Here is a 23,649-nt window from a genome sequence, read left to right as displayed (position 1 = left end):
CAGCTTTCTGTCTTATCTTTCCACTTTTCTCGCTCGGGGCGAAAGGAAACGCTGTCTGATTGGACACAGGTGGGGATCATCACGTTGACCTCGACAGCGTGTAGAACTTCGTTGTTCAGCCCTCCGACTTCGCGATTTCGATGAGCGTGCGCACCGCCGCTCCGGTCGCCGCCTTCGGGGTGTATCCGAAGGGTGCCGAGCCGTTGAAGCTGGGCCCGGCGATATCGATGTGCGCCCATTCGGTGCCGTCGCCGACGAACTCGCGCAGGAACGCGGCCGCAGCGAGCATGCCGCCGGGTCGCGGCCCCGAGTTCGTGAGGTCCGCCGAGGTGGAGTCGAAGCCCGAGAGCATCTCCTCCGGAATCGGCATCGCCCACATGTTCTCACCGGCCACGCCTGCCGAGGCGATGACCTCTTCCCGCGCCGTCGTCGATCCCATGACCCCCGAGGTGCGTTCGCCGAGGGCGACGATCTGGGCGCCGGTGAGAGTGGCGACGTCGATGAGCAGGTCGGGGTTCTCGGCGTCGGCGTCGGTGAGTGCATCGGCGAGGACGAGGCGGCCCTCGGCATCGGTGTTCGTGACTTCGACCGTCTTGCCGCTGCGCATGGTCAGCACATCGCTGGGCCTCTGTGCTGAGGAGCCGGGCATGTTCTCGGCCATCGGCAGCCAGGCGGTCACACGCACGGGCAGTCCGAGGTCGGCGATGCCGAACAGTGCCTGCACGACGGCGGCCGAACCGGCCATGTCGGACTTCATGTCCTCCATGCTCTTGGCCGGCTTGAGCGAGATTCCGCCGGAGTCGAAGGTGATGCCCTTGCCGACGAAGCTGAGATGGCGCTTGGCACCCTTCGGCGCGTATTCGACCTTGACGAGACGGGGGCCGCGGGTCGAGCCCTGTCCGACGCCGATGATGCCGCCGTAGCCCCCGGCCTTGAGTTCCTTGTCGCCGAGGACGGTGACTTTGAGTCTGCGTTCCTTGGCCTGCGTCTTGACGATCTCGGCGTAGGACTCGGGGTAGAGGTCCAGGGGCGGAGTGTTGACGAGGTCACGGGCACGATTCGTCGCGGCCGCGATCGCGGTTCCGGCGTCATGGGCGGCGGCGAACGTTTTGCCCTTGGGCCCGATGACGCTGACTTCGCCCGGGGCTTCGCCTTCGCTGCGGTAGTCGAGGAAACGGTAGGCACCGAGCCCGGCGCCCACGGTGACGGCTTCGACTTCGGCGGGGGTGGCCGCCGGCAGAGCCAGGGCGACCGAGTCGACGCCGTCGAGTGCGCGCAGCGCCGCACCGGCGCCTCGGCGCAGTGCCTCAAGAGTGGCGGCGACGTCCTCGGTGGCGGCGTCGAAGTCGCCGAGGCCGACGAGCACCACGGAGTCCGCAGCGACGCCCTTCGGCGAGGGAATCCGAGCGGTGGAACCGGCCTTTCCGGTGAACCCGATGGCCTTCGCAGCCTCGTCGAGCGCGGTCCGCGCGGCCTTTGCTCCTTCGAGCGCGAGGACCGTCGAATCCGCGGCGCCCAGCACCAGCACGGAGGCGGTGGCCTTCACCGGTGAGGTCGTGGAGTAGCTGCTTGGGGTGGATGCACCAGCCATGAGTTCCCTTTCAGTCGTCTTTGAACGTTGATTCGATCCTAATGCCAAACAACGCGGGATGCGGAAGCGGCGGGTGACTGTGACATATTCTGGGGATGTGTACTCATTGATCTTCAGACTTCTCTTCGCACCGATGGATGCCGAACGGGCCCATCATCTCTCGTTCTCCGCACTGCGTGCACTCGACCGTGTTCCGCTGCTCGGCCGTGTTCTGCGCTTTGTCTGTGCGCGCCGAACCGTCCGCCCCGTATCGGTATTGGGCCTGCCGTTCCCCAACCGAGTGGGCCTGGCCGCCGGATTCGATAAGAACGGGGTCGGGGTGCGGGCCATGTCCGCCCTGGGCTTCGGTCATATCGAGGTCGGAACGATCACCGCCCATGCGCAGCCCGGCAACGATCGTCCGCGCCTGTTCCGGCTGCGGGAGAATCTCGCGCTGCTCAACCGCATGGGCTTCAACAACGACGGTGCGCGGCAGGCTTCGTTCAACATCGCCGAGGAGCGGAAGAGGATCGACGCGCTCCCACCTGGCCTGCGTCCGATCGTCGGAGTCAACATCGGGAAGACGAAGATCGTCGAGGCGGCCGATGCGGTCGCCGACTATGCGGCGTCGACTCGAGTGCTGGCCCCTCTGGCCGACTACCTCGTCATCAATGTCAGCTCGCCGAACACCCCGGGACTGCGGGATCTGCAGTCAGTGAGCAGCCTCGAACCGATCATCACCGCAGTCCGTGACACCGCCGCTGAGGTGGTGGCGGCGCCGCGTTCGACGCTCGGTCACGTGCCGCTGCTGGTCAAGATCGCCCCCGACCTCGCCGATGACGACGTTGCCGAGATCTGCGAGCTCGCCTTGCGCTCCGGAGTCGACGGCCTCATCACGACGAACACGACGATCGACCGATCCGTGCTGGGCGGGCAGGAGGCCCCGTTCGCCGAGGTTCAAGCCGGCGGAATCTCCGGTCGCCCGCTGGCCGAACGTTCCTTCGAGGTGCTGCGCCTGGTAAAGGAGCATGTGGGCGATAGCCTCACGGTCATCTCCGTCGGGGGAATCGCGGATGCCGAAGACGCCCGGGCACGAGTGGCCGCGGGCGCCGATCTGGTCCAGGTCTACTCGGAGATGATCTACTCCGGACCGTTCTTCCCCGGCCGCGTCATCCGCGGCCTCGAGTCGACTCGTCTGCTCACTCGGGGTACTGGCGGCGCTTGACCTGAGGCTTGGGCATGCGCAGGGGCCGCAGCTGGATGCTGCGCATGACCGCGTAGAAGGTGATGCCGCGTTCAACCGAACCGAACTTGTTGCGCAGCCGATTCTTGAGGATGTAGTTGAGCACGAACGCATCGAGGATGATGAGTGCGATGAGCCCCCACACCGCGTAGGTGAAGTACTGCTGGATCTGCACCGGCTGCGTGAAGGCAATGACGAGGATGAGGATCGCGGCGGGGATGAAGATCTCCCCGACCGAGAAACGGGCATCGATGTAGTTGCGGATGTAGCGGCGCTGGGGACCCTTGTCGCGGCGGGTGAGGTACTTCTCCTCACCATTCATCATTCCGATGCGTGCACGATCGCGGTCCTGGCGCTGCTGCTCCTTGGCCTTCTTGTTCGCAACCTTGCGATCCTTGTTCACCAAGGGCTGACGGCGCGCGGACTCCTGCTGACTGCGCTTGGGCGTGGGCCGTCCCTTCTTCGCCTCCGCATCGCGCCGAGCGTCGGCTTCTGCGGAGTTGTCGTCATGGACTGGCTGAGAGGCGGAGGTTTTGTCCTCGGCACGAGATTTTTTACTTCCGAACACCTGATGAATACTACCTTTGGAGAATGAGCGAATCGACTTCAGCACTTGACAGTGCACAATTGCATGCCGAATTGGACGCCATCTTCGACGAGGTCCTCAACGATCTCACGGGTCTGGTGGCCATTCCCTCCGTGGCCTGGCCGAGCTTCGACGCCGCCAATGTCACCGCCAGCGCCGAGGCGGTGGCGGGCTTGGCACGGGACCTCGGCCTGGAAGCCGAGATCCTCACCGCGCCGCAGTCCGACGGCACCGACGGCTACCCCGCAGTCGTCGCATCGATTCCCGCGCCCGAAGGGGCTCCGACCGTCCTGCTCTACGCTCACCACGATGTGCAGCCGCCCGGACGCGACGAGGACTGGGACACGGAGCCCTTCGTCGCCACCCGCAGCGGAGATCGTCTCTTCGGCCGCGGTGCGGCCGATGACAAAGCCGGCATCATGGTCCACCTCACTGCTCTGCGTCTGCTGGCCGACCGCCTCGGCGTCGGCGCCACACTCTTCTTCGAAGGGGAAGAGGAAGCGGGCAGCCCGAGTTTCCGCAATTTCCTCGAGACCTACCGGGAACGCCTGCGCGCCGATGTCATCGTCGTCGCCGACTCCGGCAACTGGGCCGCGGGAGTCCCCGCGCTGACGACGAGCCTGCGCGGAATGTGCGCGATCGAGTTCGAAGTCTCCACCCTCGATCACGCAGTCCACTCGGGCATGTACGGCGGCGTCGCACCGGATGCGATGCTCGCGATGACCAAGGTGCTCGCCAGCCTGCACGATGAGAACGGATCGGTCGCAGTCTCGGGCCTCCACTCAGAGCACGGGACCGACATCGACTACGACGAGGCGACCCTGCGCGCCGACTCGGGAGTCTTGGACAGCACGACGCTCATCGGAGCCGGCACACTCGCCTCGCGGCTGTGGACGCAGCCGGCCATCACCGTCATCGGCCTCGACATCCCGGGTGTGGCCGTGTCCTCGAATACTCTGCAGTCCTCGCTCCGGGCCAAACTCTCGATCCGCCTGGCACCCGGAAACACCCCCGCCTCGGCGGTGAGGGCCGTGGAGAAGCACCTCCGAGCGAACCTGCCCTTCGGCGCGCAGCTGAGCATCGGCGAGACCGAGGGCGGCAGCCCGTGGCAGGCAGATGAATCCGATCCCGTCGTCCAGACTGCCCGGCGGGCCCTCACAGACGCGTGGGGGACTGAGTCGGTGACGATGGGCATCGGCGGTTCGATTCCCTTCATCGCCGATCTGCTCGAAATCTTCCCGGACGCGTCGATTCTCGTCACCGGTGTCGAAGACCCCGATGCCAGGGCCCACAGTGCCAATGAATCGCTCTACCTGCCCGACTTCAAGGCCGCGATCGTCGCCGAGGCGCTGCTGCTGCAGCGGCTGGCACCGACGCGATGAGCGCGCCGGGGAATAGGATCCGCGCCGGGGACGTTGTTTGCGGTGTAGCCTGGGGACAGGAACGTGAGAAGGAGTAACCATGACTGTGACTGAAAAAGCCGAGGCCACCCACGAGGTCGAGCTGTCGTCCACCGCTGCCGACAAGGTCCGCAGCCTGCTCGAACAGGAAGGTCGCGATGACCTGCGCCTGCGCGTGGCTGTCCAGCCCGGCGGCTGCTCCGGGCTGATCTACCAGCTCTACTTCGACGAGCGCTACCTCGACGGTGACGCGGTGCGTAACTTCGACGGCGTCGAGGTCATCGTCGACCGGATGAGCGTTCCCTACCTCAGCGGTTCGACCATCGATTTCGCCGATACCATCGAGAAGCAGGGCTTCACCATCGACAACCCGAATGCCGGCGGATCCTGCGCCTGCGGAGATTCGTTCCACTGATCTGCTGTCGCTGACGAGGAGGACCGCTTCTCATGGACCTGGAGGATCTGCGTGCCGTGTCGTTCACGGCCACGCAGCCCCAGGTCCTTTTGTCGTATCGGGCCGGACTGTTCCCGATGGGGGTCGGCGCACAGGGCACCGGTCGCATGGGTTGGTGGGCGCCGCGGCGGCGCGGAGTGCTCCTGCCCGGCGACCTGAGGGTGACGAAGAGTCTGCGCAAATCGATGAAGCACTTCACCTACAGCACTGATCGCGCCTTCGAGCAGGTCATGCGCGCCTGCGCCGATCCGAACCGGTCGGGAACCTGGATCACCGAGGAGATCATCTCCCTCTACTGCGGATTGCACAGGGACGGGTGGGCGCATTCGGTCGAGGTCTGGGCCGAGGACGAACTCGTCGGAGGGCTCTATGGCGTGGCGATCGGATCGTTCTTCGCCGGCGAATCGATGTTCCACACCGCCAGGGACGCCTCGAAAGCAGCTCTGGTCTACCTTGTCGGTCTCTTCGACGGGGTCGACGTGACCACCAGCAACGCACCAGCTGCCACGGCGAACATCCCGCCGGAGCCGGGGGAGTGGCTCATCGACACTCAGTGGCAGACATCACATCTGCAGAGCCTCGGCGTGTCGGAGCTCAGTGGTCTCGAGTACTCGGCACGGCTAGATTCCGCGCTCCGCGGCGATCTCTGTCAGCATATTCTCAACAAATGAACATCTGCAGGTGAATTTCTACCGTCTGTAGCGGTAGTCTTAGACTCGACAGAGTAAGTACTCGTCTCTCGGCCTGACCAGAGACGAAAGAACGTTGTGAAAGGCTGCACGTGGATTCTCCGAATCAGTCAGGACCGCAGCGGTCCTGGGCGAAGCGGCTCGGCATTCTGAGCGCCGTATTGATACCGGCGTTGCTATCGGGTTGCACGAAAGAGCAGATCGCCACAGGATTCCTTCCCGTCGAATCGAAGGGCGCGACGAACCACACGGACGCCTACACAGCACTGTGGAACGGCGCCTGGATCGCCCTTCTGCTGGTGGGTCTCATCGTGTGGGGCCTCATCCTGTGGGCGATGGTCGCGTACCGTCGTCGCAAGCACGATCGTGGACTGCCGGTCCAGATGCGCTACAGCATGCCGATCGAAATCCTCTTCACGGTGACACCGGTCGTCCTCGTCCTCGGGTTCTTCTTCCAGAACGTCCAGGTCATGGAGCAGACGACCGATGATACGACTCCCGGCGAGCAGGTCATCGAGGTCGCAGCCAAACAGTGGGCCTGGGACTTCAACTACGAGACCGAGGACGTCTACTACGCCGGAACACAGGTCGAACTCGACGGCACCGAGGCGCCGGAGGAAACGGCTCCCGTGCTCTACCTCCCGGTCGACACCGACCTGGAGATCCGCCTGCACTCCCGCGACGTCCTCCATTCCTTCTGGGTTCCCGCCTTCCTCGAGAAGCGCGATATGATCCCCGGCCACGACCAGAGCCTGCATCTGCGTGCCGAGAAGGAAGGCGAGTACGTCGGCAAGTGTGCCGAGCTGTGCGGCGAGTACCACTCTGAGATGCTTTTCAACGTCAAGGTCGTGTCGAAGGAAGAGTTCGCCGACTATACGAAGTCTCTTGCCGATCAGGGCAACACAGGCCAGCTGGGACCGGAGTACGATCGCAACTGGTACCCGAAAGAAGGTGCTGAACAATGACCGCCACGATGGATCAGGCGGCCCTTGACGCTCCAGTGGTTCCACGGAGCAAGGGCAAGGCAATAGTCGATTGGATCACGTCGACGGACCACAAGACGATCGGATACATGTATCTGATCGCGTCGTTTTCATTCTTCTGCATCGGCGGGGTGATGGCGCTGATCATCCGCCTCGAGCTCTTCGAGCCCGGAATGCAGATCGTCGAGACCAAGGAACAGTACAACCAGCTGTTCACCATGCACGGCACCCTGATGCTGCTGATGTTCGGGACACCGTTGTTCGCGGGGTTCGCCAATGTCATCATGCCGTTGCAGATCGGTGCCCCGGATGTGGCATTCCCGCGGCTGAACGCTTTCGCGTTCTGGATGTTCCTCTTCGGTTCGCTGATCGCGCTGTCGGGCTTCCTCACCCCGCAAGGGGCTGCGGCCTTCGGGTGGACTGCCTACGCTCCACTGAACAACACGACGTTCACTCCCGGCGTCGGAGGCAATCTGTGGGTCCTCGGCCTGGGGCTGCAGGGCTTCGGCACCATCCTCGGCTCGGTCAACTTCATCACCACCGTCATCACGATGCGTGCACCGGGGATGACGATGTTCCGGATGCCGATCTTCACCTGGAACACTCTGATCACCGGCATCCTCGTGCTCATGGCCTTCCAGCCGCTGGCTGCTGCTCTGCTGGTCCTCGGTGCTGACAGAATTTTGGGCTCGCATGTGTTCAGTCCGGGCAACGGGGGCCCGATTCTGTGGCAGCACCTGTTCTGGTTCTTCGGCCACCCCGAGGTGTATGTGATCGCGTTGCCGTTCTTCGGCATCGTGACCGAGATCTTCCCGGTCTTCAGCCGCAAACCCGTGTTCGGCTACAAGGAGCTCGTGTTCGCCACGATCGCCATTGCGGCGCTGTCGGTGACCGTGTGGGCTCACCATATGTACGTCACCGGTGTTGTGGCCCTGCCGTTCTTCGCGTTCATGACGATGCTCATCGCGATTCCCACGGGTGTGAAGTTCTTCAACTGGATCGGCACGATGTGGAGAGGCTCGATCACCTTCGAGACACCCATCGTGTGGTCGATCGGCTTCCTGGCCACGTTCCTCTTCGGTGGTCTCACCGGTGTCATCATGGCCAGCCCCGCTTTGGACCAGCAGATCTCGGACACCTATTTCATCGTCGCCCACTTCCACTACGTCGTCTTCGGCACCGTCGTCTTCGCGATGTTCGCCGGGTTCTACTTCTGGTGGCCGAAGTGGACAGGCAAGATGCTCAACGAGAAGCTCGGACACATCCACTTCTGGATGCTGTTCGTCGGCTTCCACGGCACGTTCCTCGTCCAGCACTGGCTCGGTGTCGACGGCATGCCCCGTCGTTACGCCGACTACCTGCCGCAGGACGGCTTCACCTGGATGAACCAGGTGTCGACGGTCGGCTCGCTGCTGCTGGGTCTGTCCATGGTTCCGTTCTTCTGGAACGTGTGGATCACCTCGCGCAACGCACCGAAGGTCACGGTCGACGACCCGTGGGGCTACGGAGCATCGCTCGAATGGGCGACCTCGTGCCCGCCCCCGCGTCACAACTTCACCTCGCTGCCGCGGATCCGCTCTGAGCGTCCTGCCTTCGACCTCAACCATCCGGAGCTGCTCGAATACGCAGGTCACAACTCCTCTGAGGAACAGCTGATTGGAGGTTCCGTCAAATGAAATCTTCGATCGTAGTCTTCCTCGTCAACGCGGTGTTCTTCTTCGCCGTATCCGTGGTCTACGGATTCGCCACCGACTGGGGCGAGATGGTCGGGTTCCCGGCCCTGCTGCTCACCGGCGGCATGTCAGGAATGATCGGTATCTACCTGTGGCTGACGGACCGCCGTGTCGGTCGTCAGCCCCAGGACCACGAAGATGCCGAGATCTCGGATGCGGATGCCGACTACGGGTTCTTCAGCCCGTGGAGCTGGTGGCCGATTGCGTGTGCGGGTGCCGCTGCCATTGCGTTCTATGGAATCGCCATGGGTTGGTGGATCTTCCCGTTCGGTGCTCTGCTCGGCATCATCGCACTCGTGGGCCTGTCCTACGAACACGATCGTGGGGACTTCGCCCACTGATCTGAGCTCCGGCGTGATGTACTCAGCCGCACACTGTGGCCCGAACTCATAAGAGTTCGGGCCACAGTGCCATTCACAGCGTCTGCGACCGTTGTACCGTCGAGCGGACATCTCGCGAGGTAATGCGTGAGGCTTCGAAACCCGAGTGCTGATCCCCGCAGAGGCTCGAGCCGTCCGTTCCTCGATTCGGGGGACCCGTTCGATGTTCCCTGCTCGGTGAAGAGCACCACCACGTCGGCTACTCGGTGCTACTGCGGCGAGCTTGTGGACGGGGAAGGGGTCCATGACTTCGACAGCTTCGGACAGCTCCTCGACGGAGCTGTTGTGAAGCCGGAGAATCCGTCGATGGCGACGACGCCGATACCATCACGCCAAAGTCCTTCGCTCGGGTTGTTGGCGGCCATGGAAAACTGCCCATAGGCGGACAGTAGAAATGCCCGTTCCTGGCCACAAGAACTGCCCAGTGGCGGCCACGATTTCTGCCCATCCGAGCATGTAGAACCTCTCATTGAGACACGACCCCGAACCACTTCCGGGAGATGATGACGGTGTCTAATCGATCAACATCCACCACGAGAGGGTTCGGGGCCGCGTATGAAGTCTGACGGAGAAATCATGGAAATTCTAGAAGCGTATGACTCCACAGGGTCCTACCGAGCCGCAGCCGAGTTGGCAGGGTGTTCACACCACACAGTCAAGGCCCACGTCACCGCCCGCGCTCAAGGCCGCCCGGTGGGCGTGCCCGTCCGCCGTGATCGGGTCACGGACGAGTTCATGGACAAAATCACGGAGCTGGTAGCTCGTTCAGGGGGCCGGATCCGTGCCGATAAGGTCCACGAACGCCTTCTTGGACTCGGCTATGAAGGTTCGGAGAGATCAACTCGCCGTGCCGTCGCCCACGCCAAAGCGGTCCATGAAAGAGCGGGTCGTCGTGTGCATCGTCCCTGGGTGGCAGAGCCGGGACTGTGGCTTCAATACGACTACGGTGACGGGCCCGTCGTCGGTGGCGTGAAGACGGTGTTGTTCATCGCGTGGTTGGCGTTCTCGCGGTTTCGCATCGTCATTCCGCTTCGGGATAAGACGCTGGCGTCGGTGTTTATGGTCTTAGACCGCACGTTTCGACTCATCGGCGGCATCCCGACCTATGTGTTGACTGATAACGAGAAGACCGTCACGACGATGCATATCGCCGGGGTTCCGGTGCGCAATCGCGACACAGTCTCATTCGCGAAGTACTACGGAACGACGGTCCTGACGTGTCAGCCGGCCGATCCGGCGTCGAAGGGCGGGGTGGAGCGGTCCGTCCAGATCGCGAAGGCTGATCTGGTGCCCACAGCCACGAACCTGCGCAATGAGTACGCTTCGTTTGCTGACCTCGAGGCCGCGTGCCAAGCCTTTATGTCCGAGATCAACGAGAAAGAGCATCGGGTGACGAAACGATGTCCGATCGACTTGATCGGTCAGGAGCAGGAGAGGATGCATCCGGTCCCGGATCGGGCGCATACGATCGCGTTCGGTCTGTCGAGGAAGGTTCCGGTCAATACGCCGATGGTCGCTTTCGAGTCCGGGCAGTATTCGGTACCGCATGCACTCCTGGGGTCCGAGGTCTTCGTCCGCGTCCACGGTGTCGCCGAGGCAGAACAGATCATCATCGTAGCTGCCGGTCGTGATGGGGTTCGGGAAGTCGCCCGACACGGCAGGGCCCGGCCCGGATCGCCGAAGATCGATGACGAGCATTTCCCGACTGATGCCACACAGAAGGTGCCCGGAGTGTATGCGGTCACAGCGAACAGTCCTGATGAGGAAGCGTTCCTGATGATTGGGCATGGTGCTCACGAGTGGTTACGTGAGGCGGCCGCGGCAGGGACGTCGAGGATGCGACAGAAGATGGGCCAGGCCGTGGCACTGTCGCGGTTGCATGGTCGAGAACGTGTCGATGAGGTCCTGGGTACGGCGGCTGCCTATGGTCGCTTCGGCACTGGTGATGTGGCGTCGCTGCTGGCCCACCGGGTTGCTGATCAAGGCAGTCGCAGTGCGGGTGAGGATGCGTCCCTGGCGCAGGGGACTGTGGGATGGCAGGCGATGAGCTCACCGTCGACGACTGCGGACGGGGGTGAGCTGTGATGGTTGTCTCTGCCCAGGCGCCAGTCCTTGATACCGAGGTCGAGGCGCTGATGCGACGGTTGAAGATGCCGTATGCGCGCAGTCTTGCCCCCGAGTTGTTGGCCACGGCGAAAGCGCAACGGTGGGAGCCGGTCGAGGTCGTGCGGGCATTGTTAGTCGAGGAATCTCGTGGCCGATCGGCGGCGATGTTAGCGACCCGGCGGAAGCAGGCCGGGTTTCCCACGGGCAAGACGTTCGAGTCCTGGGATGAGGAAGTGTCATCGATTCCTGTACCCACGCAGCAGGCGCTGTCGACGCTGGAGTGGGTGGGGCGGAAGGAGAACCTGGCCATCTGTGGGCCCGCGGGAACCGGCAAATCGTTCTTCCTGGAAGCGCTGGGACAGAAAGTCATCGACGGCGGTGGACGCGTGTCCTGGCTGAAGCTGGAAGATCTGGGCGGACTCGTTCGTGCTCATCGTCCTGATGACCAGGTGACGAAGACTGTTCAGCGGCTGTTGCGAGCCGATCTCGTGATCGTTGACGACATCGGGCTGCTGCCGGTCAGTGATGATGCTGCCGAAGGTCTGTATCGGCTTGTCGATGCTGCTTATGAGAAGAGATCCGTCGCGATTTCGTCGAATCTCCATCCTTCTGCTTTCGACCAGTTGATGCCCAAGACCGTGGCTACGGCGACGGTTGATCGGCTCCTTCATCATGCTCATTTGGTCCAGACCAGTGGGGAATCGATTCGACTCAGCCAGGCCGTTTCTGGGGCAGGGGTGGTTGCTTTGAGCTGATATCGACGGCCCCGGGTGGTCACGACTGGACACAACGAGTCGATGGGCAGAAATCGTGGCCACCAGCGGGCAGTTTTATTGGCCACCAGTGGGCAATTCTCGTGGCCGTCTATGGGCAGTTCCTACTGACCGTTGACATCGGGTCTTCAGCCGTTGTTTGAACACCTGTTTCGAGCGTCTGGGCACCATGTCGAACAACAGTGCCGGGCCCGTTCCTTCACTGATGTGGGGGTGGAGGACGATGATGACGATATCGCGACCAGTCCCATGGCCACCACACCGTCGGCACCAGTCATCAGCGGTGTTGGGGCGATATTCCAGAAGGGCATTGTGCCCGGTGATGTGTTGGCCGGCGCAGCTCAGATCGCGGTGATTGAGTCTGCAGAATCTCGTGAGATCAGCCATCGAGTAAGTGGACTTGGCCACGTCGAGGTCTTTCGGATGGACGGTGAAGGTCGTTCCATCGGCGGAAGGCTTCGAGGCTTATCCGGGCAGCGACTCGCCGTGTCTGACAATCCCTGACCCACACTTTCGACGATAACCTGCCCGTAATCTCCGAGCTCGGAGCGCCACGTGAAAGTCTGTCAATCGTCGAGGACGGGCCCTTAACTACTTTGACGCTCTTCGTGAACGCCAGAGATGGAATACGGATCCGACGATCAATGCAGCAATATAGAAGAGAGACGAATGGATCAGCTGGACGCTGACCACGAGCGTGGTCGGGGAATCGCTTCCGGCTGCCCCGAACGTGAAAGCGTAGAGCGCTGAAAACCCCACAGCGACCGCTCCGATGAGCGCGAGCCAACCGAACGCAAGCAGTTCGCTGACGCTTTGACGAGAGCGAACTGCGACCAAACCCAGAACACACAGCGCAATCGCTGCGGCCATGAGGTAGATCGCTCCGAACCAGCCCATGACTGTCGCATAGGCAGGCATCCCGACTGCCGATACAAGGACCAGCACGGCAAAACTGACCAGCAGTACAACACCTTCGGTTCGAACGTAGTCCCAGTATCTCCCACGAATCAACGGCGAAGACGATGTGCTTCCGCTCTCCACGCTGCTGGTTGACACCTCCATTGCTCCTCCTGACACCTCGCACTTCAGAGTGTATGCGAAGTCCTGCCATATGGTCAGCAGGAGCATCACGCTGCCGGCGAAGCCGACGAGATGTGTGCTTCGTACTCGATCGGTGCCGATCGACTGGCGGGCGAGTGTGAATGAGCCGAGGGGCCCAGCAATGTGAATTGCTGGGCCCCTCGGCTATCGTGAACCTGACCGGTCAGTGGCCGAGCTGGTTGTTGCTCGAACCCTCGACCGAGTCGTGGCTGTGGTGAGAAGCTTCGAGTTCCTGCTTCGTCACCGGTGCCACGCGATCTTCGAAGAAGAATCGCGACAGACGTGCACGCAGCTTCTCCATACCCGTCACCTTGCCCTCGGCATTCGGCTGGGCCGGAATGTACTCCGGCGACTCGAATGCGGTGATCTTCCACAGCTTGTGCGGGGGAAGAGCCTCGTGGCGTTCGAGGAATTCACCGTGGGGGAGACGGATGATGTGTGCGGTCTCGCGACCGTGCAATGCGATCTCGCGGTCCTTGCGCTGGAGTGCGATGCACATGCGCTTCGTGATGATATATCCGATGATCGGTCCGAAGAAGAACAGGAATCGGAAGATATAGATCATATCGTTGAGCGACATCTGGAAGAACACCGCGACGATATCGCCCGAAGCGGCCGCCCACATGTTGCAGTAGAAGATGATTCCTGCAACACCGATTGCGGTACGAGTCGGATTGTTGCGCGGGCGATCGAGGATGTGGTGTTCCCGATGGTCCTTCATCAGCCACGCTTCGAAGAACGGGTAGATGAACATCACCGCGAAGAGACCGCCCATGACGATGACAGCACTGTTGATGTTGAACGAGATCGGCCATCCGAAGATATAGAACTCGAACCAGCCCGGAACGATGCGCAGGAATCCGTCCGCCCAACCGATGTACCAGTCCGGCTGCGTACCGGCAGACACCGGCGACGGGTCGTAAGGACCGTAGTTCCAGATCGGGTTGATCGTGAACAGTGCCGAGATCAGAGAGAGGAGACCGAAGATGAGGAAGAAGAATCCTCCGCCCTTGGCCGCGAACGTCGGGAGCACCGGCTCGCCGACCACGTTCTTCTCGGTGTTGCCGGCACCCGGGTACTGGGTGTGCTTGTGCACGACGACGAACATCAGGTGGATGCCGATGAGCGCGATGAGCAGTGCCGGCACGATCATGATGTGCAGGGTGTACAGGCGCGCCACGATGTCGATTCCCGGGAACTCGCCTCCGAAGAGGAAGAACGAGATGTAGGTGCCGACGAGGGGGAGCGACTTGAGGATGCCGTCGATGATTCGCAGACCGTTGCCCGACAGCAGATCATCGGGCAGCGAGTAGCCGGTGAATCCGGCAGCCATGCCCATGATGACCAGCAGGACACCGACGACCCAGTTGAGTTCACGCGGCCGGCGGAATGCACCGGTGAAGAAGACACGGAGCATGTGCACGCTCAGAGCGGCAACGAACAGCAGCGCGCCCCAGTGGTGCATCTGACGGATGAACAGACCGCCGCGGATCTCCAGGGAGATCGCCAGGGTGGAGTTGTAGGCCTCGGAGATCTCGACGCCGCGCAGCGGCAGCCACGGGCCCTCGTAGTGCATCTCGCCCATGGCGGGCTGGAAGAAGAACGTGAGGAACGTTCCGGACAGAACGACGATGATGAAGCTGTAGAGAGCAACCTCGCCGAGCATGAACGACCAGTGCGAAGGGAAGATCTTGCGACCGAACTCGCGCACGAGGGCCGATGCCCCGACGCGGGTTTCGGCGAAGTTCGCCGCCTTCCCGATGGTGGTGGTTGGCTGTGTAGTACTCATGGGTGGTTGATCTCCCAGAACGTAGGTCCGACAGGCTCAGGGAAGTCCGACTGGGCAACCAGGTAGCCTTCGCTGTCCACGGTGATGGGCAGCTGAGGAAGCGGTCGTTTGGCCGGGCCGAAGATGACCTTGCAGTGCTCAGTCACGTCGAAGGTCGACTGGTGGCAGGGGCACAGCAGGTGGTGGGTCTGGTGCTCGTACAGAGCGACCGGGCAGCCGACGTGGGTGCAGATCTTCGAGTACGCGACGATGCCGTCGTGCGACCAGTCCTTGCGATCCGGATCCTCTTTGAGTTCCTTGGGATCGATGCGCATGAGCAGCACGGCTGCCTTGGCCTTCTCGTTGATCGGGTGATCGCTGGCTTCACGGTCGCCGATGCCCGAGGGCAGGACGTGGTAAGCCGAGCCGATCGTGACTTCGTCAGCCTTGATCGGACGTTCGGAATCCATCGAAGGGATGCCGCCCGGGTCACGGATGAGGCGGGTGCCCTTCTCCCACAGCGTGTTGAAGAGTTTGTTGCCGGGCAGCGGTCCCAGATCGCGGAAGACGAGGACCGCGGGCAGGGGAGCGATCGCCAGCGCCGCGATGAGCGTGTTGCGCAGAAGCGGACGACGGGCGATGCCCGACTCTTCCTTGGCCTGGTGGAGGATCTCGAGCGCAACGGCCTGATCCTCGTCGCTGCCGTTGATGTCGTGACGTTCGTCGATGCCCTCATGATCGCTCATGAGGTTCTTGGCCCAGAGCACGGCGCCGAAGCCGATGGAGAACATCGCAACGGCGGCGCCGAGGCCGACGAACATGTTGTGAAGGCGGATGCTCTGCATCGACTCACCGGGGGTGAACAGGAAGTAGGCGACGATGAACCAGATGGTTCCGATCATCGACAGGACGAACCATCCCGCCACCTGTCGCTCGGCGACCTTCTCAGCACGCGGATCCGCGTCGGTCAGTCGCGGCGTGTGCTCGGGCAGGCCTGGGTTCGTGAACCCGTTCAACTCCTCGAGCTGGCTGCCGCCGCCGGAGTGCTCTTTCGAGGTCATTGAATTCCCCGTCTATTCTCGTAATTGATGGTGAACGACACTGTCGGACTCACTTGGACCTGGATGACAGCCACACTGTCAAACCGATGACTGCTGCCAGTCCGAAGAACCAGATGAACAGACCCTCTGCCACTGGCCCCAGGGATCCGAGTTTGAATCCGCCGGGGGAGGGGTTGTCCGAGACTTCCTTGACGTAGGCGATGACATCGCGCTTGTCGTCGGGAGTCAGGTTCGCGTCGTTGAAGATCGGCATGTTCTGCGGTCCGGTCTGCATCGCTTCGTAGAGGTGCTTCTCCGAGACATCGGCGAGGTTCGGCGCATACTTACCGCGAGTCAGTGCACCACCGGAGCCGACCACGTTGTGGCACATGGCGCAGTTGGTGCGGAAAAGGCCACCGCCGGCTGCGGGGTCGCCCTTCGACGCATCGAGGTACTCGTCTTCGGGAACTGCCGGTCCAGGACCGAGCGAAGCAACGTAGGCAGAGAGCTGAGCGGTCTGCTCTTCATCGAACTGCGGTTCCTTGACACGCGCCTGCGGGCCGTTGGCCTGCAACGGCATACGACCGGTGCCGACCTGGAAGTCGACAGCAGCGGCGCCGACACCGATGAGGCCGGGGCCGGCCTTCGAACCTTCGGCGTTGAGTCCGTGGCAGGTAGCGCAGTTGGCCGCGAAGAGTTTCTTGCCTTCTTCGATGTCAGAGGCGCTGGCTGTGTCTGCCTTGGCGCTCGAAGTCTGCGTGAAGAGTGCATAGGCTCCGCCGGTCAGCAGCAGTCCCACGAGAAGCAGCGCGACCAGCGCCATGGGATGTCTGCGGCGATCTGCTAGAAGCTTCACTTGATCGTCCTTTGCTTGAAGTGTTGTGAGTCCTGGGGGCCGAGCATCTCTGGCCGTTTACTGAAGCAGGTAGATGACGCCGAACAGACCGATCCAGACGACATCGACGAAGTGCCAGTAGTAGGACACGCAGATTGCGAATGTGGCCTCGTGATGACCGAACTTCTTCGCTCCGTAGGCACGTCCGATGACGAGGAGGAAGCAGATGAGCCCGATGGTCACGTGAATGCCGTGGAACCCTGTCGTCAAGTAGAAGACGGAACCGTATCCGTCGGAGTTGATCGCGATTCCCTCGCTGACGAGAGTCGCGTACTCCATGACCTGACCGGAGACGAAGATCGCGCCGAGGAGGAAGGTCAGGTAGAACCACTCGACCATTCCCCATTTGGCGATGTTGAACAGGGAACCGGTCCGCCGGGGGCGGAACCGTTCGGCTGCGAACACACCGATCTGGCAGGTGAACGAAGACGACACCAGGATCAACGTGTTGCCGAGAGCGTAGGGGATGTCGAGGATCTGGGTCCTCGCTTCCCATAGCTCCGGAACAACGGACCGGATGGTGAAGTACATGGCGAAGAGCGCGGCAAAGAACATCAGGTCGCTCGCGAGGAACACGATGAAGCCCACCGTGGTCACATTCGGACGATTGACAACCGGATGCGTTGGCGCTGTTTGAGATGCAGTGGCAGTTGACACAACCCCATTATTACCCGTCTCGGGGTGAGTTTTCATCTTTTACCCAGGTTTCGAGAAAGAAATTTCTACACGATGTAGCGAAAAGCCCGATTTGGTGCCGAAGTCTCGATCCGGAAGCTGCTTCTGTCAGCGTGTCGAACTCAGGATAGGATGCCGCAGGTAAGGTCCGTTCCGTGTTCCGGGACGGCGGCAAAGCCTAGTGAGAGTTCAAACGGATGACCGATTCCAAGCCCCTGACCGCCCCGGCAGCGCACGTGTCCGAGGCCCGCAGCGAGGTCGAGGCAGTCCCGCAGAACTGGCCCGATCTGCTCATGGCGCTCATGCACCAACAGGACCTCGAGGGGGATCAGGCCGCTTGGGCGATGGACCAGATCATGTCCGGCAAGACTCCCGATGTGACAATGGCCGCATTCCTTGCCGCACATCACACTAAAGGTGAAACGGTCGAAGAGATCGCCGGTCTGGTCGCCGCGATGATGGACCATGCGGTGCCCCTGCCCGGTCTCGAGGACTCCGTCGACATCGTCGGCACCGGAGGCGACCGCGCGAAGACCGCGAACATCTCCTCGACGGCGGCCATGATCATCTCGGCCGCCGGCCAGCGCGTGGTCAAGCACGGCAACCGCGCGACATCCTCGGCGTCGGGCTCTGCCGATGTCCTCGAAGCACTCGGCGTCCGATTCGACATCACTCCGGAACAGACCGGGCAGATCGCACACGAGGTCGGTCTGGCCTTCTGCTTCGCCAACGTCTTCCATCCCTCGATGCAGTTCATCGCGGCTGTGCGCCGTCAGATCAGCGTTCCCACGGCGTTCAACATCCTCGGCCCGCTGACCAACCCGGCACGTGCTCGTCACACCGCGATCGGAGTTGCTGACGCCCAGATGGCACCGCTCGTCGTCGGGACGCTGGCCAAACGCGGTCACCAGGCCGTGGTGTTCCGTTCCCGCGACGGGCTCGACGAGCTGAGCAACACCGACGTCAACGATGTCTGGGAAGTCCGCCACGGAGAGATCGAACACACGACCTTCGATGCGCTCGACCTGGGCATCGCACGCGCGACGAAAGACGATCTGCGCGGTGGCGGGCCGGAGGAGAACGCGGGCATCACTCGTGCCGTGCTCGCCGGCGAACGGTCCGCGGTCCGTGACATCGTCGCCATCAACGCCGCCGCCGCGCTGGTCGCGGCCGACGAATCGGCGGTCGGCAGTTTCACCGAACGTCTCGCCGCCAAACTCGACACTGCCATCGCCACGATCGACAACGGCGGCGGGGCCGCGAAGCTCGATCAGCTCATCGAGGTCTCACACCGACTGGCCGAGGCGAACCGCTCCTGAGGATCGTGCGTGGCTGGTCGCTCCGCTTCGGGGCAGCGACCAGCCCGCCCCGCCCCGAACGGACGCGGAGAGCAGCTCTGCGGTCTCCAGCCAGCCTGCAAGCAGGCGTGTCTCCTCCGGCAGAGAATCGGTGTCACGGGGCAGCGGTCCCGGCTCGGGCACCCATTCGGCGGTGGACTGCAGAGCTGCTATGGACTCCGACAATCCCTGCCTGCTCGTGACATGACCGGCGTTGGCGAGTCTGCCGTGGCGGATGACGGCGAGGTCCCATCCCGAGTCGAATCCGGGAGCCGCAGCCACAAGCTCCGGGACTGCGCGCAGAGCCGCCACCTCTTCTGCTCGGGACGCGGTTGCCACAGCTGATCGCATGGCATCACGGACCTCTGCTGCCGTCTCGTACCGGGACTCATCGGCCAATCGCCGCATCCGTGCGGCGGCCAAGCGCTGCAGAGACCCCAGATCTCCGTCGAGGAGGTCGCGGAGTTCAGAGATGCTGTCTCGATAGGCCGCAGCATCGGTGATGCCCGCGCACGGTCCTCCGCATTGGCCGACCTGAGCACTCACACAGGGCCGATGCTCACCGAGGTTGCGCTGCGTGACTTTCGCCGTGCACCGCTTGACGGGGTAGAGGGTGTCGAGGAGCTCTTTGACTGCTTGGGCGCTCTTCCGCGACCGGAACGGCCCCAGCGGCGGGGCGGGTGACCGTTCGATCGCCGAATTCGCGCGCACCACCGACAAGCGCCCGAAGAGCTCGTCGCTGAGTACGATCCACGAGTTCCGTTCGGGGTTCTTCGAGCGCCTGTTGTAGGGCGGGGCCAGCTCACCGATGAGCCTGATCTCTCGGACCTCGGCCTCAAGGGCGTGTGCACAGGGCAGGCAGCTGATCTCCTGCGCTGCCGTGATCATCTCGGCCATCCGACCGCGGTTCTCCGAAGCAGTGAAGTATGCGCGCACGCGGCGAGCCATATTGCCGGACTTGCCGATGTAGAGCACGCGGCGGGTCCCATCGAGGAACATATACACTCCCGGCTCGGCCGGCACGCCCTTGGCCAGATGGGATTTCGCCTGCCGCTTGGCCCACCCCGCCTGCCGGACGGTCGAGAGCTCCTCGAGGGTGGTCACTCCGTAACCGCCGAAACGTTCGAACAGGTGATGGAGCAGCTCACCGGTCGCGCGGGCATCGGAGAGCGCACGGTGGTCGGGGGCCACCTCGGTGCCGAAATGCGCGGCCAGGGTCGCAAGCTTGTGGTTGCGCACCTCATCGCGTCCGACGACGCGGCGGGCCAAGGTGACGGTGTCGAGCACCGTGGGTGCCGGCCAGTGGTAGTCGAGCCTCTCGCAGGCCGAGCGGAGGAATCCGATGTCGAAGGGCGCATTGTGGGCGACGAGCACAGCGCCGAGGGAGAACTCGAGGAAGCTGGGCAGCACCGAGCGGATCGAGGGAGCATCGTCGACCATGGCGTGGGTGATTCCGGTGAGCCGGGCGACGAACGGGCTGATCACGGACTGTTCGGGTTTGACCAGTGACTGGAATTCCCCGATGACCTCACCTCCGCGGGTCTTGACCGCACCGATCTCGGTGATCTCCGACTGGCCGGCGCGCGTTCCCGTGGTCTCGAGGTCGACGATGACGAAGGTGACAGCGGACAGGTCAGTGCCGAGGCTGTCGAAGGACAGCTGAGTGTTCTCCAGGGCGGTCGGAGCCCGATCGAATGGGACGGTCATGGTGCCCAGTGTGTCAGGCACAGGTGACACGGGAGGGTCGGACTGTCCCGTCGGGCGAATGCGGACATCGCCGCTCAGACGGAGGAGCCGTCGCCGTCATCGACGGAACGGTGGGAGGGCAGATGGAAGAACAGGCCCACGGCTCCGCCGACTCCGACGGCGAGGCCGATGAGCAGGTACCAGCCGGGCAGCGGGCGGAAGAAGACGACTCCGATGAGCAGGAGCACCACCGCGCTGAGGGCCGCAGCCCAAGAGAGCACGAGCGTGGGCGAGGCAGTGCGCCAACCGATCGGCTCGGCAGGTTCGGGATGCCAGTGCTCGGTGTCGGCGAGCGCCTCACGGACGTCCTCGACGGGCATATCGCCCATCGTCGCCGCCGGTTCGGAGATCTGCTGGATGAGGTCGTCCCACTCTTCATCGCTGATGCGCGAACGGTCATTGCCGATCCGCTCCGGATCGGGAACGTCCTGCCGCCAATCGTCCCGGCCCTCTTCGCCGGAATTCGAAGCGCTGCCCTCGTCGTCCATATCTGTCACAGCAATTCTGCGGTCACGGCTATTCCCCGGCAGTGTCTGACGGGGCCGACTCGGCGGCACCGCTGCGCGCCTTGGCCAGGACCGCCTCGGCGATGGTTCGGGCATCGAAGTCGAGAGTCGCCACGTGACGCGACTGCCGCAGCGCCACGATCCGGGCCGGGTTCGGCAGATCGGACCGCAGGACACGCAGGGTGCGAGGCCCGACGACGTTGTCCTCACCGGAGATCATCGCGGTCACCGGGGACTCGATCTTCCACAGATCCTCGCGGAGAATCTTCAGCGCTCGGTGGAACGAGGCCAAGGGGGCCAGCGGGGTCCGATGGTAGGCGTATTCATCGCGTTCGGGGTGGGCGATGTCCCCGCCGATCGCTGGAATCGTGCGGACCACGTGGCGGAGCACGGGCAGGAGAGGTGCGAAAGGGGAGTCGACGTAGAGTGCCGGATTGACGGCGACGATCTCATCGGGGGCCGCCCCAGCCGTGCCCAGGGCCAATGCCAGAGATCCGCCCATTGACAGACCGGCGACGACCACGCGTTCGTGGTCGGCCTGCAGCCGACTCAGCTCCAGGCGTGCCGCGCCGAGCCAGTCGGACCAGCCGGTGCGAGCCATGTCCTGCCATGTCGTGCCGTGCCCGGGCAGGCAGGGCACAGCGACATCGATGCCCTCGGCCGCGAGCGCGCGGGCGATCGGCACCCAGACCACGGGAGAACCGGTGAGTCCGTGCAGAAAGAGGACCGCGGTCGATGATCCGGCACTGAGACTGCGGTAGGCAGATCTCGGCTCGGACCGCACAGTGAAATCGATCTCCATGCAACCAGCATGGCACGGATGAGATGATCCCGGCATGGCTTTTCACAGTTGGTGACGATATATGATTGCCGAGGACGACAAAGGGTCGTACATGGAAGGGTGCGCGTGTTCTACTGGTTTCTCAAGCGAGTCCTCGCTGGACCCATCCTGCGGATCCTGTTCCGTCCATGGGTGCGCGGCCTGGACAATCTTCCGGCGGACGGCCCAGCGATCATCGCGGGAAACCACAACCACTTCATGGATTCGATCTTCGTCCCGCTGCTCGCACCGCGGCCCGTCGTCTACCTGGCGAAGAAGGACTACTTCACCGGGCGCGGCATCAAAGGGGCTGTGACCCGATGGTTCTTCAAACTCAACAATCAGCTGCCCATGGACCGCGGCGGCGGCTCAGGGTCCCAGGCCTCACTCGAATCGGGGCTGAAGGTCCTGGGAGAAGGCAACTCCCTGGGCATCTACCCGGAGGGAACGCGCTCACCTGACGGCAAGCTCTACCGGGGCCGGACCGGAATCGCCCGGCTGGTCCTCGAATCGGGAGCACCGGTGATCCCGGTGGCGATCATCGGCACGGACAAACTCCAACCTGCCGGTCGCCTCGTGCCGAAGCTGCGCCGAGTGGGAGTCGTCTTCGGAACTCCCATGGACTTCTCGAAGTACTCGAGCCTGCCCACCGACCGTTTCCTCCTGCGTTCGGTGACCGACGAGATCATGTACGAGATCATGCGGCTGTCGGGCCAGGAATACGTCGACACCTACGCCTCGACCGTCAAGACCAAGCTGCTGACGAGTGCGAAGCCGAAGAAGGCTGAGTCGGCGAAGGACACGGCGAAGAAGTCCGGCTCCGGCAGAAAGGCCGATTCGCCGAAGAAGGCCAAGGACTCCGACCGGACGTCATCCGATCCGGACAGCCAGCCGGAGGGCCGCTCTGACGCGGCCGAATGAGCTGTCGGTTCCGGCCCCATGGCGGCTGGATGACATGTTCGAATACTGCGATAACGGCGACACGCAGAAATTGTTACCTTGGGGTGTTTGTCCAGACCGGCCCGGCAGAATAGCTTGGAGTTGTTGAATCCCACTGTAGGTTCGCTGGGAAGAGGGCTAGAATGACTATGTTCTCGGTCCTTCCAAGCGACCTTCGCTTCCCCCAGGGACTTTAAGGAGGAGTCGGTGTGAACCGCTCAAGTCACGAAAGCGTCGACATGACGCCGATGCCGTCAGCGGCCCAAGGGCTGCTGTTCGATGATGATCTGCCCGTTCTCGACGAAGAGGCCGGCTACCGCGGTCCCACCGTCTGCAAGGTCGTCGGCATCAGCTACCGTCGTCTCGACTACTGGGCGCGCACCGACCTGGTGACCCCGTCGATCCGCAATGCCACCGGGTCCGGCAGCCAGCGGCTCTACAGCTTCCGCGACATCCTCGTCCTCAAGATCGTCAAACGGCTCCTCGACACCGGCGTCGGGCTGCAGTCGATCCGCACCGCGGTCGAGCACCTGCGTTCCCGCGGCGTCGAAGATCTCTCTCAGATCACGCTGATGTCCGACGGCGCCAGCGTCTTCGAATGCACCTCACCCGACGAAGTCGTCGACCTCCTCCAGGGAGGACAGGGCGTGTTCGGAATCGCCGTCGGTCGGGTCTGGAACGAAGTCGAAGGCACGTTGTCAGAGCTGCCGAGCGAGCGCATCCCCGAAGACGATGCGGCCATCGAAGCGATGGACGAGCTCGCGGCCCGTCGCGCCCGTAAGAGCGGCTGACCTCCGCAGCGCTCCACTGCACCTGATTCGCCGAGGCGGTCCATCCGGAAAGGATGGGCCGCCTTAGTCGTTCACCGCCGGCCCGGTGTGTGGCCGCGGCATGTCACCTGAAGT

The 23,649-nt window shown here is 63.0% G+C and carries 22 protein-coding genes and 2 pseudogenes; 12 read left to right on the top strand and 12 right to left on the bottom strand.

From position 1 onward, the window contains the following. Window positions 1–115: 115 nt before the first annotated feature. Window positions 116–1,591, bottom strand: a complete 1,476-nt coding sequence (locus tag ACQE2J_RS10525; RefSeq protein WP_426936293.1) for a leucyl aminopeptidase — start codon at window positions 1,589–1,591, stop codon at window positions 116–118. Window positions 1,592–1,688: 97 nt separating this feature from the next. Between ACQE2J_RS10525 and ACQE2J_RS10520 the strand changes: the two genes are divergently transcribed. Further along, entirely contained in the window at window positions 1,689–2,795 is a 1,107-nt protein-coding gene (locus tag ACQE2J_RS10520; protein WP_425120065.1) for a quinone-dependent dihydroorotate dehydrogenase, read from the top strand. Here ACQE2J_RS10520 and ACQE2J_RS10515 read toward each other — a convergent pair. Next, the gene (locus ACQE2J_RS10515; protein WP_425120066.1) at window positions 2,770–3,381 is read right to left on the bottom strand and encodes a DUF3043 domain-containing protein; all 612 of its coding nucleotides are present in this window, start codon (window positions 3,379–3,381) and stop codon (window positions 2,770–2,772) included. The two genes, ACQE2J_RS10520 and ACQE2J_RS10515, sit on opposite strands and share 26 nt — an antisense overlap. 23 nt (window positions 3,382–3,404) lie before the next feature. On the opposite strand from ACQE2J_RS10515, the gene ACQE2J_RS10510 reads away from it, so the two are divergent. The 6 genes from ACQE2J_RS10510 (at window position 3,405) to ACQE2J_RS10485 (ending at window position 8,999) form a co-directional block, all read left to right on the top strand. Beyond that, complete coding sequence (locus ACQE2J_RS10510) at window positions 3,405–4,781, top strand: dipeptidase (protein WP_426936292.1); 1,377 nt, start codon at window positions 3,405–3,407, stop codon at window positions 4,779–4,781. Between the two features lie 79 nt (window positions 4,782–4,860). After that, the gene (locus ACQE2J_RS10505; protein WP_135542344.1) at window positions 4,861–5,214 is read left to right on the top strand and encodes a HesB/IscA family protein; all 354 of its coding nucleotides are present in this window, start codon (window positions 4,861–4,863) and stop codon (window positions 5,212–5,214) included. Between the two features lie 32 nt (window positions 5,215–5,246). Continuing rightward, window positions 5,247–5,924 (top strand): leucyl/phenylalanyl-tRNA--protein transferase, encoded by a 678-nt coding sequence (gene aat, locus ACQE2J_RS10500; protein ID WP_135542342.1) that lies wholly within the window; start codon window positions 5,247–5,249, stop codon window positions 5,922–5,924. Window positions 5,925–6,034: 110 nt separating this feature from the next. Beyond that, window positions 6,035–6,907 (top strand): aa3-type cytochrome oxidase subunit II, encoded by an 873-nt coding sequence (gene coxB, locus ACQE2J_RS10495; protein ID WP_135542340.1) that lies wholly within the window; start codon window positions 6,035–6,037, stop codon window positions 6,905–6,907. Continuing rightward, window positions 6,904–8,601 (top strand): cytochrome c oxidase subunit I, encoded by a 1,698-nt coding sequence (gene ctaD, locus ACQE2J_RS10490; protein ID WP_426936291.1) that lies wholly within the window; start codon window positions 6,904–6,906, stop codon window positions 8,599–8,601. Before coxB ends, ctaD begins: the two co-directional genes overlap by 4 nt. Next, window positions 8,598–8,999 (top strand): cytochrome c oxidase subunit 4, encoded by a 402-nt coding sequence (locus tag ACQE2J_RS10485; RefSeq protein WP_426936290.1) that lies wholly within the window; start codon window positions 8,598–8,600, stop codon window positions 8,997–8,999. Before ctaD ends, ACQE2J_RS10485 begins: the two co-directional genes overlap by 4 nt. A gap of 98 nt (window positions 9,000–9,097) precedes the next feature. Here ACQE2J_RS10485 and ACQE2J_RS10480 read toward each other — a convergent pair. After that, window positions 9,098–9,244, bottom strand: a pseudogene (locus ACQE2J_RS10480) (ISL3 family transposase); the annotation flags it as partial. Between the two features lie 349 nt (window positions 9,245–9,593). Here ACQE2J_RS10480 and istA point away from each other — a divergent pair. Together istA and istB are read left to right on the top strand one after the other, a co-directional pair. Next, a complete protein-coding gene (gene istA / locus ACQE2J_RS10475) occupies window positions 9,594–11,123 on the top strand; it encodes an IS21 family transposase (protein WP_426936289.1) in 1,530 nt (509 codons plus the stop codon). Then, window positions 11,123–11,899, top strand: coding sequence for an IS21-like element helper ATPase IstB (gene istB, locus ACQE2J_RS10470; RefSeq protein WP_426936288.1), 777 nt, complete (start codon window positions 11,123–11,125; stop codon window positions 11,897–11,899). Before istA ends, istB begins: the two co-directional genes overlap by 1 nt. 243 nt (window positions 11,900–12,142) lie before the next feature. On the opposite strand, the pseudogene ACQE2J_RS10465 reads toward istB, so the two are convergent. The 6 genes and pseudogenes from ACQE2J_RS10465 to ACQE2J_RS10440 all read right to left on the bottom strand — a co-directional run. Next, window positions 12,143–12,304: pseudogene (locus ACQE2J_RS10465) on the bottom strand (ISL3 family transposase); the annotation flags it as partial. A gap of 204 nt (window positions 12,305–12,508) precedes the next feature. After that, a complete protein-coding gene (locus tag ACQE2J_RS10460; RefSeq protein WP_425119425.1) occupies window positions 12,509–12,979 on the bottom strand; it encodes a hypothetical protein in 471 nt (156 codons plus the stop codon). A 202-nt stretch (window positions 12,980–13,181) separates the two neighbouring features. Beyond that, window positions 13,182–14,807 carry a cytochrome bc1 complex cytochrome b subunit gene (locus tag ACQE2J_RS10455; RefSeq protein ID WP_135540800.1) on the bottom strand — a complete coding sequence of 542 codons (1,626 nt, stop codon included), beginning with the start codon at window positions 14,805–14,807 and terminating at the stop codon, window positions 13,182–13,184. After that, on the bottom strand, window positions 14,804–15,847 hold the full coding sequence (locus ACQE2J_RS10450; protein WP_426936287.1) for a Rieske 2Fe-2S domain-containing protein: 1,044 nt from the start codon (window positions 15,845–15,847) through the stop codon (window positions 14,804–14,806). The genes ACQE2J_RS10455 and ACQE2J_RS10450 overlap by 4 nt, the downstream gene beginning before the upstream one ends. A 49-nt stretch (window positions 15,848–15,896) precedes the next feature. Beyond that, window positions 15,897–16,649 carry a cytochrome bc1 complex diheme cytochrome c subunit gene (locus tag ACQE2J_RS10445; protein ID WP_425119428.1) on the bottom strand — a complete coding sequence of 251 codons (753 nt, stop codon included), beginning with the start codon at window positions 16,647–16,649 and terminating at the stop codon, window positions 15,897–15,899. A 90-nt stretch (window positions 16,650–16,739) separates the two neighbouring features. Next, window positions 16,740–17,309, bottom strand: coding sequence for an aa3-type cytochrome oxidase subunit III (locus tag ACQE2J_RS10440; protein WP_135541115.1), 570 nt, complete (start codon window positions 17,307–17,309; stop codon window positions 16,740–16,742). 284 nt (window positions 17,310–17,593) lie between these two features. Between ACQE2J_RS10440 and trpD the strand changes: the two genes are divergently transcribed. Then, a complete protein-coding gene (gene trpD, locus ACQE2J_RS10435) occupies window positions 17,594–18,715 on the top strand; it encodes an anthranilate phosphoribosyltransferase (RefSeq protein ID WP_135540806.1) in 1,122 nt (373 codons plus the stop codon). On the opposite strand, the gene ACQE2J_RS10430 is transcribed toward trpD, so the two are convergent. The 3 genes from ACQE2J_RS10430 to ACQE2J_RS10420 form a co-directional block, all read right to left on the bottom strand. Beyond that, window positions 18,683–20,440, bottom strand: coding sequence for a DEDD exonuclease domain-containing protein (locus ACQE2J_RS10430; RefSeq protein WP_135540808.1), 1,758 nt, complete (start codon window positions 20,438–20,440; stop codon window positions 18,683–18,685). The two genes, trpD and ACQE2J_RS10430, sit on opposite strands and share 33 nt — an antisense overlap. 74 nt (window positions 20,441–20,514) lie before the next feature. Continuing rightward, window positions 20,515–20,967, bottom strand: coding sequence for a hypothetical protein (locus tag ACQE2J_RS10425; protein WP_135541117.1), 453 nt, complete (start codon window positions 20,965–20,967; stop codon window positions 20,515–20,517). Window positions 20,968–20,995: 28 nt separating this feature from the next. Continuing rightward, window positions 20,996–21,787, bottom strand: coding sequence for an alpha/beta hydrolase (locus tag ACQE2J_RS10420; protein WP_135540810.1), 792 nt, complete (start codon window positions 21,785–21,787; stop codon window positions 20,996–20,998). Window positions 21,788–21,892: 105 nt separating this feature from the next. Between ACQE2J_RS10420 and ACQE2J_RS10415 the strand changes: the two genes are divergently transcribed. Both ACQE2J_RS10415 and ACQE2J_RS10410 read left to right on the top strand, forming a co-directional pair. Beyond that, window positions 21,893–22,726 (top strand): lysophospholipid acyltransferase family protein, encoded by an 834-nt coding sequence (locus tag ACQE2J_RS10415; protein ID WP_135540812.1) that lies wholly within the window; start codon window positions 21,893–21,895, stop codon window positions 22,724–22,726. A 227-nt stretch (window positions 22,727–22,953) separates the two neighbouring features. Continuing rightward, the gene (locus ACQE2J_RS10410; RefSeq protein WP_135540813.1) at window positions 22,954–23,535 is read left to right on the top strand and encodes a MerR family transcriptional regulator; all 582 of its coding nucleotides are present in this window, start codon (window positions 22,954–22,956) and stop codon (window positions 23,533–23,535) included. The last annotated feature ends 114 nt before the right edge of the window (window positions 23,536–23,649 follow it).

Source organism: Brevibacterium sp. LE-L, from assembly GCF_050214925.1.
GTDB lineage: Bacteria > Actinomycetota > Actinomycetes > Actinomycetales > Brevibacteriaceae > Brevibacterium.
This window is presented reverse-complemented; position numbering and strand designations above follow the sequence as displayed.

What these genes read in the sequence shown, in the direction of transcription:
- trpD (WP_135540806.1), top strand. Translation starts at nt 17,594, where the DNA reads ATGACCGATTCCAAGCCCCTGACCGCCCCGGCAGCGCACGTGTCCGAG.
- ACQE2J_RS10430 (WP_135540808.1), bottom strand. Translation starts at nt 20,440, where the DNA reads ATGACCGTCCCATTCGATCGGGCTCCGACCGCCCTGGAGAACACTCAG.
- ACQE2J_RS10505 (WP_135542344.1), top strand. Translation starts at nt 4,861, where the DNA reads ATGACTGTGACTGAAAAAGCCGAGGCCACCCACGAGGTCGAGCTGTCG.
- istA (WP_426936289.1), top strand. Translation starts at nt 9,594, where the DNA reads ATGAAGTCTGACGGAGAAATCATGGAAATTCTAGAAGCGTATGACTCC.
- ACQE2J_RS10525 (WP_426936293.1), bottom strand. Translation starts at nt 1,591, where the DNA reads ATGGCTGGTGCATCCACCCCAAGCAGCTACTCCACGACCTCACCGGTG.
- ACQE2J_RS10450 (WP_426936287.1), bottom strand. Translation starts at nt 15,847, where the DNA reads ATGACCTCGAAAGAGCACTCCGGCGGCGGCAGCCAGCTCGAGGAGTTG.
- ACQE2J_RS10445 (WP_425119428.1), bottom strand. Translation starts at nt 16,649, where the DNA reads ATGGCGCTGGTCGCGCTGCTTCTCGTGGGACTGCTGCTGACCGGCGGA.
- ctaD (WP_426936291.1), top strand. Translation starts at nt 6,904, where the DNA reads ATGACCGCCACGATGGATCAGGCGGCCCTTGACGCTCCAGTGGTTCCA.
- ACQE2J_RS10455 (WP_135540800.1), bottom strand. Translation starts at nt 14,807, where the DNA reads ATGAGTACTACACAGCCAACCACCACCATCGGGAAGGCGGCGAACTTC.
- ACQE2J_RS10420 (WP_135540810.1), bottom strand. Translation starts at nt 21,787, where the DNA reads ATGGAGATCGATTTCACTGTGCGGTCCGAGCCGAGATCTGCCTACCGC.
- istB (WP_426936288.1), top strand. Translation starts at nt 11,123, where the DNA reads ATGGTTGTCTCTGCCCAGGCGCCAGTCCTTGATACCGAGGTCGAGGCG.
- aat (WP_135542342.1), top strand. Translation starts at nt 5,247, where the DNA reads ATGGACCTGGAGGATCTGCGTGCCGTGTCGTTCACGGCCACGCAGCCC.
- ACQE2J_RS10460 (WP_425119425.1), bottom strand. Translation starts at nt 12,979, where the DNA reads ATGGAGGTGTCAACCAGCAGCGTGGAGAGCGGAAGCACATCGTCTTCG.
- ACQE2J_RS10425 (WP_135541117.1), bottom strand. Translation starts at nt 20,967, where the DNA reads ATGGACGACGAGGGCAGCGCTTCGAATTCCGGCGAAGAGGGCCGGGAC.
- ACQE2J_RS10485 (WP_426936290.1), top strand. Translation starts at nt 8,598, where the DNA reads ATGAAATCTTCGATCGTAGTCTTCCTCGTCAACGCGGTGTTCTTCTTC.
- ACQE2J_RS10510 (WP_426936292.1), top strand. Translation starts at nt 3,405, where the DNA reads ATGAGCGAATCGACTTCAGCACTTGACAGTGCACAATTGCATGCCGAA.